The sequence below is a fragment of the Paenibacillus sp. yr247 genome (assembly GCF_900103825.1).
Lineage (GTDB): Bacteria > Bacillota > Bacilli > Paenibacillales > NBRC-103111 > Paenibacillus_E.
In genome coordinates this window covers 452,532-467,173 of record NZ_FNIF01000001.1, presented here as the reverse complement: position 1 = coordinate 467,173, position 14,642 = coordinate 452,532, and the positions used below count along the sequence as shown (strand labels likewise).

Below are 14,642 nucleotides of genomic sequence, written 5' to 3'. Positions count from 1 at the left end.
TCCTATAAATAATAAACACGGTGTAAACCGTCAACAGGTACCGGCGTCTCAAGCAAATCTCGGAGCCAATCATTCCCATATCGATTCATATAAGCACACCCATTATACACTCTTTCTTGCGGCTTTGCTAACGGTAATATCGTTAAACGAATGCGTTCTAACTGTCTTAGCGTCGCCTCGAATTGTATCTTGTAAGCTTCTCCGGCTTTATTGTGCAAAAAATCGATCTGCTCTAGGATTTTCATCATATTCGTTTCTCCCAGCTTTTTGACACCGGGGTTGATTACAGCTAGCGATTCAACAAGAGGTTCGTAAATGTCACGGAACTCCGTTTTCACGGCATCGAAACGCTCATTCAAATGTAGTGTATCTTGAGCATCCAGCCACTCTTGTTTCTTCCGTTCAAAACGCTCAAGCACATCCTCAAACGAAAAGCCATATTTGTTCATTTGCTTCTGAACCGTACCCTCGATCAAAGTGAACTCTAAGCGTGGCGCCAATATCGGCATTTTCATGCCAAATTGTTCAAACGCATGCTTCGTGAGGGCCCAGTAAGCAATTTCGCCAGGTCCTAGCACAGTAGCGAGCACAGGGAACAGAAATTCCTGCATCAGAGGCCGGGACATAACATTGTTACTCAACTGCTCAGGCGTCGTAACCGCTAAATCGTGAAGCTGTTCTTTAGTAAAGCTATATTCCTTTTTCTTATCTGTAAAATGCTCATTTTCACGGTGCAACAGTAACCTCTGTCCACCTGCAAATACAAACAGATTAGCACCATCATTCGTTATCTCTGCTTGAACCCCATATCCTGCATGCTTAACCTCGTCCTGACTCTTCAGGAGTGATGCAGTGAGTACCTCATTTTGAACGACAAGCTGCTCAAACATGGACGATTCCAATGCACGAAGGGAAGGTTCATCGGAGTCTATGAGGACAAGTCCGTATTCACCAAACAGGATAGCCATCCAGCGAGCAAAAGCATCGGATAACGTCGCCCCGCCTTCCGTAGTGGCTTGCAGCTTCGCTATTAAAGTAGCTTTGAACTCTGTATCCATTAAGGATTGATCCAACGCTGTCAAGGCATCTTGCCAAGCTTCAGGATCAATAGGGAGCCTACTGACGGACGTGCGTCTCCCTGTCGGATGATCAACTTTGATTTTCTCAATTTGCTGCATATTAGACAGCGCATACATATGGTTAACCTCATCAAAATCATGATCCTCACCAGCGATCCAGAAAATCGGTACAACCGATCGTTGTAATTTCCCACTCCATTCACGCGCTAATTGAAGAATAGTAATGGCTTTATACAATACTAACAGCTGACCACCGAACAACCCAGCTTGTTGGCCCCCCACAATTGCAAGTGTATCCTTATCCGCCAGAGCTGCGATATGATCGATAGCTGCCTGGGCATTTCCTATTCTCTTATTATATGTTTGCAAAACTTGCACCAAGCGTCCGCGATCGGCTAGAAGTGAAGTCTTTCCTTCGTCTAACCAGTTCACTCGAGACTGCCAATCTTCCGTATTTCCAAAATGAAAGGGAAATAAAGCTTTTGCTTTGTCAGATTGAGCTATGTAATCTTCCGCTAAAATCTGATTTTTTTTCCAATGAAAAGTTTCCATTTGCATATCCGACTAGTGTCCCCTCTTCATAACAAATAAAACAGCTATCCTTTGATTGTACACGTAAGGCAAGCAATCGTCAAAACTGTATTTTTAATAATTACAATTGAAAATAAGTACACGATAAAAAAGCCGCCCCCTAAGGGACGGCTGGATAAACTTAATACAAATGACAAGCAACGAAGTGATTCGGTTCCACTTCTTTTGTTGGTGGCATTGACTCTGCACATTGTGGCATAGCTTGCGGGCAACGTGTACGGAACGGACATCCGCTAGGCGGATTTAACGGACTCGGTACGTCTCCCTCAAGAATAATGCGCTCACGTGTACGCTCAATTTCTGGATCCGGGATCGGAATCGCAGATAGCAGCGACTGTGTGTAAGGATGCAGCGGCTTTGCGTAAAGGTCGTCAGACGTTGTCACCTCTACGAGGTTACCTAGGTACATAACGCCGATACGGTCGGAAATATGCTTCACCATCGCCAAGTCATGTGCGATGAACAAGTAAGTCAAACCCATTTCCTTTTGCAATCTCTTGAACAGGTTAACAACCTGAGCTTGAACGGAAACGTCCAAAGCAGAGATTGGCTCATCCGCGATAATGAATTTCGGCTCAATCGCAAGCGCACGGGCAATACCGATACGTTGACGCTGACCGCCTGAGAACTCATGCGGGAAACGGTTGGCATGCTCATCGTTCAAACCAACAGCGCGAAGCAATTCCATCACGCGTTCTTTACGTTTAGCACCTTTGTAGAGACCATGAATATCAATACCTTCAGCAATGATATTTCCAACCGTCATACGAGGGTTCAAAGAAGCGTAAGGATCTTGGAATACCATTTGCATATTCCGGTTAAATTCTTTTAGCTTCTTGCCCTTCAACTTATGAACATCTTCACCGTCGAAAATAACTTCGCCTTCTGTTGCGTCATACAGCTTGATAATCGTTCTGCCCGCTGTGGATTTTCCACAACCGGATTCTCCTACCAGACCAAATGTTTCACCGCGGTTAATTTCTATTGAGAAATTGTCAACGGCTTTCAACACTCTACCGCTGCCAAGATTAAAATGTTTCTTCATATTGCGAATTTGCAATATTGGTTGATTTGTTTTAGACATGTTGATGCCCTCCCACTCCTACAGGACGTTCAACTTTCGGTGCATCTGGATGTAACAGCCAACACGCAGAACTGTGTGTCTCAGAAAGCGTTGTATGTTCTGGATCTTCTTCCAAGCAATGGTTCATTGCATATGGACATCTGGCTGCAAAAGCACACCCTTTTGGAGGCGCGAATAGATCTGGAGGTGTTCCCGGAATTGGTACTAGCTCTTCATTACTCTTCGTATCCAAACGAGGCACCGATCGAAGCAAGCCCCATGTATACGGATGCTGCGGATCGTAGAAAATTTCATCTACAGTACCTTGCTCGATAATTTTACCTGCATACATAACGACAACACGTTGAGCCATATCAGCTACGACACCAAGGTCGTGAGTAATTAAGATAATGGATGAGTCCGTTTTAACAGAGATCGTCTTCATCAAATCAATGATTTGAGCTTGAATTGTTACATCAAGAGCCGTTGTGGGCTCATCCGCGATAAGTAGCTTAGGCGAACAAGCAAGCGCAATAGCGATCATGATACGCTGACGCATACCACCTGATAGCTCATGCGGATATTGATGAATACGACCCTCAGGTGAATTAATACCTACAAGTTTGAGAATCTCAATTGCTTTCTCAGTTGCAGCTTTTTTGCTCAACCCTTCGTGCTTGATCAAACCTTCTGTAATTTGATCGCCGACCTTCATAGTCGGATTCAAAGAAGTCATTGGATCCTGGAAAATCATACCGATTTCGGATCCGCGAATTTTCTCCATTTGTTTGTTGGAAAGCTTGGTAATATCTACTTTCCCGTCAAACATGATAGAACCGCTTTTTATATAGCTAGGCGGAGTAGGAATTAAACGCATGAGCGTTTGTGCCGTAACGGATTTACCGCAGCCGGATTCACCTACAATCGCCAACACTTCACCTTTTTTCAAAGAAAAAGATACGCCGCGAACAGCTTGTACTTCCCCCGCATACGTACGGAAAGAAACTTTCAAATCTTTTACTTCAAGTAAATTGTTATTGGTGCTCATCATAATTCACCCCTTCTTACTTACGCATTTTCGGATCTAGCGCATCTCGAAGCCCGTCTCCGAGTAAATTAAAGCTTAACAGAATCAAACTGAAAATAATAGTCGGGAAAATAAGGCGATGCGGATATAACCGGATATAATTGGCGCCGTCAGATAGCAAGTTACCGAGCGATGCAAGCGGCGGTTTAACTCCAAGACCAATGAAGCTTAGGAATGCTTCAGTAAAGATAGCAGCTGGAACAACAAATGTAATTTGCACGATGATGATACCTAACGCATTTGGAATCAGGCTGCGCATAATAATTCTCATTGGATTTGCACCAAGTGTACGAGATGCAAGCACAAACTCTTGTTCTTTTAGCGTAAGCATTTGACCGCGCACCAAACGCGCCATTGGAACCCAACCCGTTATTGCCATAGCCAAAATAATAGATGGAATACCGGAACCGATAACCATAATAAGTAGAATAGCGATCAACAAGAAAGGAATCGCATATACGATTTCAATCGTACGTTGCATCACTTCATCGACTTTCCCGCCATAGTAAGCAGAAATACCACCATAAAGAACACCAATAACCAAATCAATTATAGCTGCTATAATCCCAATAAATAAGGAGATACGTGTTCCCCACCATACACGAGTCCATACATCGCGGCCGAAATCGTCCGTACCAAACCAATGTTCACCATTAGGAGCTATATTTTTTATTTTTAAATTTTGCGTCTGATAATCGTAGCTTGAAACAAAAGGTACTATAATCGCTAATACGATCAAGGTTACCAATATAATTAAGCCAGCCATAGCCAGTCTATTTTTCTTAAGTCGTCTCCATGCGTCCTGCCAATAATTGAGCGAAGGTCTTACAATTCTTTCGCCAGTTAAAGATTTATTTGAAACGGGAGCAAACTTGTAGTTGTTCTCTGTTGTATTATTTGGAGTTTGCATGAATTATTTCCCGCCTTTCCCAAGACGAATTCTAGGGTCTACAAAGCCATACACTACGTCTGTGATAAAGATTACTAGAATAAGAATACTTGAATAGAAAATCGTTAATCCAGAAATCATGGTGTAATCGTTGGAATAAACAGATGATACAAAGTGTTTACCCAAACCTGGCACTGAGAAGATTTGTTCAACTACTAGCGTACCTGTAATAACGTTTACAAATATTGGACCGATAATTGTAATAACTGGTAATATCGCATTTCGTATTGTGTGCTTAACAACAACCGTAAAATTGGATAAACCTTTTGATTTTGCAGTCTTAATGTAATCTTGATTGAGTACGTCTAGCATCGAAGTACGCATTAAACGTGCCAAAATGGCAATCGTTCCGAATGAAAGCGCAAGCGCTGGTAAAATTCGATAGCTTGGACCTTTCCATAAACCTGCAGGAAGAATTCCCCATTTTACACCGATATAATAAGAAAGCATTGGACCGAGAACAAATGATGGGATGGATACACCTAGAATCGCAATGAACATTGCGGTGTAATCGCCTGCTTTATTATGCTTCAAGGATGCAATAATCCCTAAAGTAAGACCTGCAATGATAGCAATAGCAATTGAAATCAACCCAAGTTCTAGTGAAGAAGGAAATGCTTGTTTGATAATATCAGTAACTTTGTGAGCAGGGAATTGAAAGGAAGCTCCTAGATCGCCATGAATGATATTGTTCATGAATGTCAAGTATTGTTCCCATAATGGCTTATCTAACCCATATTGCTTCATCAGCATCTCTTTCGTAGCTTTAGGAATCCGTTCAGAGCCTTCTCCTAGTGGATTACCTGGTAAGTTTTTCATCAATACGAATGTAAATGATGCAATAAGCCATAACGTAATAAGCGCATATAAGAAACGGCGAAGAATGAACTTAACCATTTTGCTCCTCCTTTATTAAAATTAACAGCTGAGAAATTTAGAAGGGGCCGCTCCCACGAGGTGCGAACGGCCCCTTCTTTTTACATCTTACTATTCAACTCTAGATTACTTAATAGTAACCCATTTCAATTCCCATTCTTGTCCAAAGGATGGTAGAATTATCCCGTTAAGTGAAGGCTTTTTCAAGTAAGCTCGAGTACGGAAGTAAAGTGGAGATACACCTTGCTCATCCATTAAGATTTTCTCAGCATCAACCAATGCTTTCGCACGCTTGGAAGGATCTACTTCTGCTTGAGCTTGTTTAACTAACGTATCATATTGCGCGTTGCTGTAGTCGCCTTCATCAAACTCTCCGCCAGTTACCCACATATCCAAGAACGTCATTGGATCGTTGTAATCCGCACCCCATAAGGAAAGAGCGATCTCGAAATCATGTTTGGAGGACAATTCGATACGCAGTGCGTGTGGAACTGGGTTCGCTTCAGCTTCGTATCCAAGGTTTTGTTTCCATTGTGCAAGGATGAACTCAAGTGATTTTTTCGCAGTTTCAGTATCATCTGCGTTCACTTTCATTTTTGGAAGAGCTGTTAATCCAGCTTCTTTCAGACCATCAGCAAGCAATTGTTTTGCTTTAGCTGCATCGAATTTCGGTTGAGTTTCGCCTGCAGTTTTACGGAAATCGCCACCAGCGCCATCCGAAGTGCCTCCTGGTACTAAACCTGTGGAAGCTACTGAACCGTTAGCAAGAACTGTGTCAACGTAAGCTTGACGATCAATCGCCATACCTAGCGCTTGACGGATTTTTTTGTTAGCCAAGGCAGGAACTTTTTTCGTTTGGTACATCAGGTAAGAGTTAGTCAACTCAGGTTTAGGCAAGTTGTCCGGTTTACCAGCATAAAGTTTCAATTGATCACGATTGATTTCAGTCAAATCAGCCGCGTCAGTTTCATACAGGTTAAGACCCGTGTTAGAATCTTTAACGATGTTGATCGTTGCTTTCGTAAGTTTAACGTTAGCAGCATCCCAGTACTTATCATTTTTAACAAGTTCAAGCGTTTGACCATGATCCCATTTGCTCAAAATAAATGGACCTGCACCGATTACTTTATCAGCTTCTGCTCCATATTTATCGCCAGCTTTCGTCACGAAATCTTCTCTTTGTGGCAAGAAAGTTCCGAACGCAAGCATTTGTGTAAAGAAGGTAACTGGTTTCTCAAGTGTAATTTGAAGTTGCTTATCGCTAATTGCTTTTACACCAAGTGCATCTTGAGCTTTTTTAACATCTTCAGGAGTCTTTGCTTTAGTAACAGCTTCTCCACCTTTAATCCAAGCTACTACGAAACTATATTGCCCTTTAGTAGCAGGATCCAATGTACGTTTGAAGGAATAAACGAAATCTTGCGCTTTTACTGGTTGTCCGTCAGACCAGTTCGCATTGTCACGAATATCGATCGTGTACGTTAGACCATCAGCAGAAATTTTAGGAAAGTCTTTTGCAAGTCCAGGCGTTGCTTTGCCGTCTTTATCAGTACGAAAAAGACCTTCGTTAAATGCGCTAATGAACGTAAAAGCTGCATTTGCTGTAGCTTTGGAGCTATCCATTACAGGCGGCTCTGCCGTGAAGTTAATTTTTACTTCTTGTGGTTTGTTAGAGGCAGCTGGAGCAGCTGTACCTTTAGTATCCCCAGTTGTTGGAGATGCGGAAGGTGTAACCTCACTTTTAGCACAACCAATTGCTACACTACCCATTAGCGTTAATGCTACTGCTGTTGAAACCCACTTCGTCGCTTTCATAAAACTCCTCCTTTAAAATTATGTATGTCTAGACATCTATGGCTAGGTGCGTGTTGATAGTTTTATTTACATAAACCTTACACCTTGAACCCAAAAATAAATGAAACCGCTTCAGACATGTCATAATATCTAACTTGAACCTCTGGTAAAAAAAATTACTAGACTCTACGCAAGGAATTATAACATATAACCACGCTTTGTCCAGAATTAATTTACTTTTTTAATTCACCTTTGTTAAATTCATATAAAGAAAAGGTGCTTCACGGTTCCAATTATACAACCATCGGTCAATAAAATCTAGACGGATTTCATTGTTATTTTCTACAAATCTTTAATAAATATTACAAACATCTTCTAAAAAACTGTTTTTTCTACATTTTCTTCGCAAAAAAGATTAAAATTACGTAGAAAAAATATAATTTTTCCCGATATGCAGAAAAAATAGCAGGATATAGAGTGCCGATAGACCCAGAAAGCTAAGTCTCCAAACTACTCTGCTTACCTTTAACAAATCCGTTTCCCCTTTCAGATGTGTTTGGTAGCCACCTATGATCCCAAAAGCAATGAGCACCACGAGCGTTATTAACCAAAATCCAAAATTCGTATGAAATAATTGATTCCACATTAATGAAACAGAGCCAAGCAGGAAGATTGTCGTCACATCCATAGTCAGCCTTGTCGTCATCTTCTTATCTCTAAGAAAAACAAAAACAAGAAACCATAAAAAGATAAAAGTAATAAATGGTGCCACAGCTAAGATCGCATATAAGGTTGAAATCCAATTTGTTAGCACATTCATCATTATGAACCACCTACTTATTCTAGGGCTTTCACTAATTGGTATATGGTTTCGTGAGTAGGTAGCTCGAGGTTCAGTTCTTTTGCCATCTGCAATAAGCTTCCGTTTATACGATCTATTTCTGTATGACGGGACTGTTCAATATCCTGCAGCATTGAGGAATGGTTCATACTTGTAGCTTCACAGACACCAAGCAGCGAGTCCCAAAGTTCATCTGGAAGTAAAACTCCCTTGGCCTCCGCCACGATGCAAGCTTCTTGATAAAGGGCTCTCATGAGCGAGCGCGTCCAAGGTGAAACCAGCAGTTCCCCATTTTTCACACGCAAAATTGCTGTAAGCGGATTGATCACTGCATTTATCATCAGCTTACTCCAAATCCTTACTTCCATGTTGTTCGACATCATTATTTGAAATCCTGCCTTCTCTAGCAGCTCAACCAACAAAATTTGCGCGGAATTGGCAAACTGATCTATATGTTCGGCAGTTCCCATATAAGTAACTCCATGTCCTGTGTGAGAAACAGCCGTGAGGCCTTCTCGTTTTGCCCCTTCCGTTGTAACAGCAAGCAGCAATCGATCCCTCCCGAACTCACCACCTAACATCTCCTCGTGCCCAATCCCGTTCTGGAAGCTTACCAGGTAGGTATCCGTAGACATGTGAGTTTTCAAATAGTCTACTAATTCTTGTGTAATTGCAGGTTGTTTGACCATTAGAAATATGTAATCAAAATGATGTAAAGAGTTATTAGTCATTTTCACTTCTTCAATAAAGTAGCCAAACTCTATGACTCCACTTCTTGTAGTCAAATATCTCTCTTCCGTCCCATCCAACGCAATCCCTTGCTGAGCTAGTTCTGTTGCTTGTTCTCTCGTTCTTGCAATAACAGTCATATGTTCACAAAAGGCAGACAACTTAGCTGCAAATAAAAGCCCCAAAGAGCCTGCGCCTATAATCATGATGCGCATAATTCAATCCCCCTCTTAGTTACAGTCCTCATTATACAGCAAAAAAGCCTCAGTCCAAGGGCTCTCCTTGTTCTGAAGCTTCTATTGGAAGGACTGAAAATTAACTCATTCTACTCTTTCTAAATTACCGTTCGCATCCATTTTGAACCGCGGCTTTTCTTCTTCCTCTTCTTCAACTAAGAAGGCCATTTTCCTAGCACGGTCCATAATCTGAATCAGCGCTTTATAATCATCATTCACAACACGATAATCCGTTTCAACTTCATTAACTTGCTTATTCAATTTATTGTTTTCTCTGCCAAGTCTATCTAGTTCGTCTTCTTTGTCCTGCAGTTCTTTTTCCAAATTTTTAATATGACGATTCATATCTTGATATGTGTTTCGCCATTGTCTCAAAAACCGGATGACAGCATCAATGGATAACGAATCCTCGGTAAATGCCTCCGTTTTGCCTGTAGATATCTCCGGACCATCAAGCAGCCCAATAGAAGAACTTGAAATTGAGACGGCTGCATGTTTCTTGAGCTGCGTCCTTTTTTGACGCTGAGCTTTGGCAATCTGAATAGCTGCTTCATATTTTTTCCTTACAAAGCTATTCCAACGAAAACCACATGCAGCTGCTGTACGTCCAATGCGCTCTCCGACTTCCTCAAACGCAGATAATTGTGTACTTCCCTCTCGTATGTGACGTAGTGTCACTTCCGCTAAGATCAAGTCGTCTTCGTCGCTCCAAGCATCTTGTCTAATTGCCGACATAAGGTCAAACCTCCTAACATAATGTACAGATGCATCTAACTGAAAGCTGATAGCATGCGATAAGTGCGGGCTTGCTTCCAGTATGATTAAAGAAGAATCAATTCGTAGAGAGCAGGTATAAATTGATTCGTGCCATTATTACTATTTCTATGCCCGTACTAGAGTTCATAGAATCTATTTGATACTAAATGGTATTGCCAAATTTTTTGACACTCATACATGGGATTCCGATAAAAAGACATACTACTACTATACGATGAAATGTTTTCAATTTCGTCACCGTTTGACGGTTTACACTACTCAGTTCAAAAGGTATAATGTGTTGTAGTTAAAGTGCAACGTGGTACGAGAGGGGGATGTAACGAGAATGGATCGCATGTTTCGGGTTCTTGGTTTTTGGACACTTGTTATCGCACTGATGAGCTTAGCTGGCGATATGATACCTATGTCTCTAATTTTCTTTTTTCAAACAGCCGTATTCGTTATTCTAGGCTATATGCGCTTGTCAGAACGAACTTACATATTGTTGTTCTGGGGATATATGATTATTTCCTTCAGTGGATTTACGTACTGGTCATTTTTCAAAATGTCTGTCTAATACCCACAACCATAACAACAACAAACAAAAGGTGAACCGGCTGTTAATCAGCTGGTCACCTTTTTTCCATTGATATGGGATTATTAGTTTGCCCCTCATTCGCTACGCATAGCCCTTGACAAACGCGCTCGTCCTTCTGAACGGCGCTAAGCCGCTAATCCTTGGTTGCAATGAACACCTTAAACAGCTCACTCATTTGATCGCTAATCAAAAGTTGCCTGATTGCACGGTTCCGCTTAGACACATCACTGAAAGGGTTCGGATCAAAGTGATTTTGGAGCCTTTGCAATATTCCTTGTTCCACCAGAAACTCCCGCTGTGTCTGAAGCTTGCAGAAAGAAAACCCACTTTCGTGCGCAGCGGTTTGACAAGAACTAAAATTTACATGAGAAGTCATATCCTGCTCGCCTTGGTGGATCCATGGATTATCATGAGCCTGATGTTTGCGATAACACATTAAAGTTCCATTATAACGATGAGAAGCATACAGTTCTTTTTCTATATCCCCATAATCAATGACAATGCAGCTCCCGCTATAAATGCGTTTGGATACATGCGAGAACCATTCCTCTGCGTCTAGGTTAATCTCACCAATTTGACCATCCGACCATTGAACCTTGGAACGCCTTATGCAGTCTAATATACGCTTGGAGCTGATGGGAAGCCAAATTTCTTGGAAAATTTGTTCCTCCTCTTGCCAAGTGACATAGGACTCATTGAAAAGCAAGTCTTTATAGCGAATTCGGTGGACCGGGAAAGCATCTAGAAGTTCGTTAGCGAGAACAAAAACGTGTGCTTGCGGCATTTCAGCAAACCATTCTGCTTCGCTAGTGAATTGAGTAATCTGGGCATGCTCCTCGAGTGCAGCTCGCTGCAGCCCACGATGATAAGCGCTAGATTCAATGATTGTATAAGTTAAACGAGCGTAAATGGCAGGAGCGATTCGCTTCATTTCATCTATGAGGTGAAGGGCCAATCGGCCGTTACCTCCACCCCACTCAACAATATGAATTGGTTCCATATTAGGAATTTCATTATGCAGCTGCGCACAAATATATGCCGCCACCATTTCCCCCATCACGGAACCAACCGAAGAGCTGGTATAGAAATCCCCTTGCTTACCAATCTTAGGGCTCTCATTTCGATAATAACCCTGTGGCTCACTGTATAGACATATATCCATATAGTCACGGAATGTGATGGCCTTATTTTCTTCTAACTGGATTGCCTTTATCAAGGCTTTCACAACATCTGGATGTCCGAGCTGATTGTTCAAAGAGAAACCTCCAATTGTTTACTTACAGACAAACCAATAGGAAACCATTATAATGGAGAAGGATTTATGGAAGGAGAGAAAGAATAGCATGTCAAAGAAGTGGATTACCATCACAGCGGTAACGGCTATTAGCCTTGTATCGTTGACAGCTTGTACAGACAACACGAAAGTCAAAGAAGCATTCGAACAATCACTGAGTAAACAAAAAGAAATGAAATCTTACACCTTCGATGGGGGATCAACATTAGCTATCAGTGATGGCTTGATGAAGTCGTCAAACCCTTTAACGAATGGGCTTTTGTCTTTAATCAGAGAAAGCACGATTGATTGGAAAGGGATTAGTAATGTGGAGCCGCTCCAATTCCAAACGGACTTGAAAATAACGCCCAAGGGCTCAACATCCCCTTTCGAGATTCCAATTCTCATTAAAGATAGCAAATTGTATTTTAATATGCCAGCATTAAATAAGACGGCTGACGAGTACTACGCTATCGATTTGGAGCAAATGAGTAAGAACAGTAAAAGCCAGTTAACACTCGACACCTTGAAAAACACCTCTCAGCTATCAACCACACTCGGAAATCTTATGTTTGGCGGCATCGACGCGAAGTGGTACAAAGAAGCAAAAGAGCCGGTTAAGCTGAAAGACGGATCTTCCGCTAAATCCATCAGCGTTGAGATTACGAGTAAAAATGAAAAAGAATTGAATACCCTGCTGCAAACAAAGCTTCCGGAGTTTCTTGGAAGCTTACAAAACAACGGCTTTCTTTCAGCCGATAAAGTCGAGCAGCTCAAAAAAACACAACTTAATGCTATACAGCTTAAAGCACCAGGTAAAATGGTTGTAGCCATTGATGACAAGGGCTTTATTCGGGACCAAACAATTGATGTAGGTTTCACCATAACCGTTGACAGCAAAACTCAGGATAACCATATCCTTCTTCACCAAACCTACGATGCTATCAATCAAGCGACTCCATTGACAAAGGAAGTACCGAAAAACGTCAAGAGCTTCGATGATATCCTTAAACTAATTGCGCCAGTAAAAAAATAGATGTTAGGCAAAATACTTACCTCTTCCCCAGAGGTAAGTATTTTTTTGTGCTTCATTTAATAGAAATATGATAATCTGTTCATAGGGGGAGAATTCGTTCAATGAAATATAAATTCATAGCTATGATGTTGTCAATTCTACTGCTAACTCAAATAACGTTGCCGTTTAACATGGTATTAGCCGAAGAAAAAAGCCCTTCAATAGACGAAGCAAAAGAACTCATCCAAAAAGGACTCACTATTTTCGAAATTGATAAAGAGGTTAGTCGGTTAAATGAACAAGATGCTAAAATCGTCGTTCAAATCAAGCAAAATGAACAAAATATTGTCAAGCAGAGTAGCAATGTGGACAGTACACGAAAACATGCAGGCAAAGTGATGAGAGCTTATTATACAGGGGATCGAGATTCGATCTGGATGCTCCTTTTTACCGTTAGTTCCTTTGCAGATGCCTTACGAATGTTCGAGTATTTGCAAATGATAATTACGAACGATCATCGCGCTCTTTCTGCTTTCACCGAATCATTTAACAAATTGAAAAATCTTCAAACAGAACTCGAATCTTCTCGTGTCGAGCTGCAAAAGACGAAAGAAAAATTTCTCTTACAGCGAGAGAGACTCGTTAAACTTCAGGAAGAATTGGACAAACAACTGGCCGTAAGCGCTCAGGCCCAAGTCATAGAAGCTCAAATCAAAAGCTTAAATGACCAATGGAAACAAGAAGGCATCCCTTTATTCCGCGAGTATTTGGATAGTTTATCCGCGGCTTTCCGCGAGCTGCCGCAGTACGTAACAAAAGAAAATAAATTTATGGACTTATCTTCCATTAAAAATCCAGTTATTACGATTAGCGATAAAGATTTCAATACATACCTTCACTCGAAAAATGAACTTTTGCAAAATTTGAACTTTGAATTTGCAGACGGCTACATTGTCGCTAAAGGTAAAAAGGATAATGTACAGATTGCCATAGAAGGAAAGTTTTTGTTGAAGGAAAATCCCGATATGAATGAAGTCCGCTTTGCTGTGGATAAACTTGAATTCAATGGTTTTCAGCTGCCTGATACTACGATTGAAGATTTCACGAAAGAATTTCAGCTTGGCTTCGTACCCAAAAAAATAGTTAATTATCTCGATGTCGTTAGTGTTGAAACGAAGAATGGCACCGCAGTTGTGAAACTCAAATTATCCTTGTAAACTAACAGAGGATAACAAAGTAAAGTGAGGACGTACAATGGAATCGAAAATTGGCCTTTTGATGGATCTGCCCGAAGGAAAACTACCTGGATTTTATGCACAGATTGTTAAAGCACTTGCGGGCAAAGTCGAACTGTTCGACCGCGACAAAGAAATGCTTATTGTCAGCAGCGAAGAACAAAAGCTTGCTGCGCTTGAAGTTATGGCTCATTACAACATTGAGACGAACCTGATGGATCTGCGTTTGCTGCCGGATGACGCTGAATTGACCGATCTGTTCAGCGATTATGGGTTTACAAGCCGCGCGGAGATCAACTATCTATACGATAAACTGGTCGTTTCATTTCGATTTACCGTGGATAGTCCACAAGCGGATGTCGATCAAGCTGCGCTTCAGGTTGAAGAGCACCTGCTCGCTCAGTACAAAGATCAGGATCGCGATGTGTATATCGTGGATCGCCAGCTCGAAGAGCTTATGCAGGGTATTGCTAAGGCCTATCGATGCCGCATCGAAATACTTCCATAGAACACGTAAATC

At 41.4% G+C, this 14,642-nt stretch carries 14 protein-coding genes; 4 read left to right on the top strand and 10 right to left on the bottom strand.

Annotation, left to right across the window (positions count from 1 at the left end; translation table 11 throughout):
* Nucleotides 1–2 precede the first annotated feature (2 nt).
* The 9 genes from bshC to BLT91_RS32535 form a co-directional block, all read right to left on the bottom strand.
* Nucleotides 3–1,631 carry a bacillithiol biosynthesis cysteine-adding enzyme BshC gene (gene bshC / locus BLT91_RS02100; RefSeq protein WP_254776751.1) on the bottom strand — a complete coding sequence of 543 codons (1,629 nt, stop codon included), beginning with the start codon at nt 1,629–1,631 and terminating at the stop codon, nt 3–5.
* A gap of 160 nt (nt 1,632–1,791) precedes the next feature.
* A complete protein-coding gene (locus BLT91_RS02095) occupies nt 1,792–2,754 on the bottom strand; it encodes an ABC transporter ATP-binding protein (protein WP_090816075.1) in 963 nt (320 codons plus the stop codon).
* Nucleotides 2,747–3,784, bottom strand: coding sequence for an ABC transporter ATP-binding protein (locus BLT91_RS02090; protein ID WP_090816073.1), 1,038 nt, complete (start codon nt 3,782–3,784; stop codon nt 2,747–2,749). Before BLT91_RS02090 ends, BLT91_RS02095 begins: the two co-directional genes overlap by 8 nt.
* A 13-nt stretch (nt 3,785–3,797) precedes the next feature.
* Nucleotides 3,798–4,730: an ABC transporter permease gene (locus BLT91_RS02085; RefSeq protein ID WP_090816071.1), complete on the bottom strand. Its 933-nt coding sequence runs from the start codon at nt 4,728–4,730 to the stop codon at nt 3,798–3,800.
* Nucleotides 4,731–4,733: 3 nt separating this feature from the next.
* A complete protein-coding gene (locus BLT91_RS02080; protein ID WP_090816069.1) occupies nt 4,734–5,666 on the bottom strand; it encodes an ABC transporter permease in 933 nt (310 codons plus the stop codon).
* A 105-nt stretch (nt 5,667–5,771) separates the two neighbouring features.
* Nucleotides 5,772–7,460: a peptide ABC transporter substrate-binding protein gene (locus BLT91_RS02075; protein ID WP_090816067.1), complete on the bottom strand. Its 1,689-nt coding sequence runs from the start codon at nt 7,458–7,460 to the stop codon at nt 5,772–5,774.
* Between the two features lie 400 nt (nt 7,461–7,860).
* A complete protein-coding gene (locus BLT91_RS02070; protein ID WP_090816065.1) occupies nt 7,861–8,262 on the bottom strand; it encodes a DUF3397 domain-containing protein in 402 nt (133 codons plus the stop codon).
* A 14-nt stretch (nt 8,263–8,276) separates the two neighbouring features.
* Entirely contained in the window at nt 8,277–9,224 is a 948-nt protein-coding gene (locus tag BLT91_RS02065; protein WP_090816063.1) for a ketopantoate reductase family protein, read from the bottom strand.
* A gap of 105 nt (nt 9,225–9,329) precedes the next feature.
* Nucleotides 9,330–9,980 carry an RsfA family transcriptional regulator gene (locus BLT91_RS32535; protein WP_090816061.1) on the bottom strand — a complete coding sequence of 217 codons (651 nt, stop codon included), beginning with the start codon at nt 9,978–9,980 and terminating at the stop codon, nt 9,330–9,332.
* A 367-nt stretch (nt 9,981–10,347) separates the two neighbouring features.
* Here BLT91_RS32535 and BLT91_RS02055 point away from each other — a divergent pair, with 367 nt between their 5' ends.
* Nucleotides 10,348–10,578, top strand: coding sequence for a DUF2626 domain-containing protein (locus tag BLT91_RS02055; protein ID WP_029196536.1), 231 nt, complete (start codon nt 10,348–10,350; stop codon nt 10,576–10,578).
* 154 nt (nt 10,579–10,732) lie between these two features.
* Here BLT91_RS02055 and BLT91_RS02050 read toward each other — a convergent pair whose 3' ends face one another.
* Nucleotides 10,733–11,854 (bottom strand): class I SAM-dependent methyltransferase, encoded by a 1,122-nt coding sequence (locus BLT91_RS02050; protein ID WP_254776750.1) that lies wholly within the window; start codon nt 11,852–11,854, stop codon nt 10,733–10,735.
* Between the two features lie 88 nt (nt 11,855–11,942).
* Between BLT91_RS02050 and BLT91_RS02045 the strand changes: the two genes are divergently transcribed.
* The 3 genes from BLT91_RS02045 (at nt 11,943) to BLT91_RS02035 (ending at nt 14,630) form a co-directional block, all read left to right on the top strand.
* Nucleotides 11,943–12,908 (top strand): hypothetical protein, encoded by a 966-nt coding sequence (locus BLT91_RS02045; protein ID WP_141224918.1) that lies wholly within the window; start codon nt 11,943–11,945, stop codon nt 12,906–12,908.
* Between the two features lie 101 nt (nt 12,909–13,009).
* The gene (locus tag BLT91_RS02040; protein WP_090816057.1) at nt 13,010–14,104 is read left to right on the top strand and encodes a coiled-coil domain-containing protein; all 1,095 of its coding nucleotides are present in this window, start codon (nt 13,010–13,012) and stop codon (nt 14,102–14,104) included.
* Nucleotides 14,105–14,141: 37 nt separating this feature from the next.
* Entirely contained in the window at nt 14,142–14,630 is a 489-nt protein-coding gene (locus BLT91_RS02035; RefSeq protein WP_090816055.1) for a hypothetical protein, read from the top strand.
* Nucleotides 14,631–14,642: the final 12 nt, after the last annotated feature.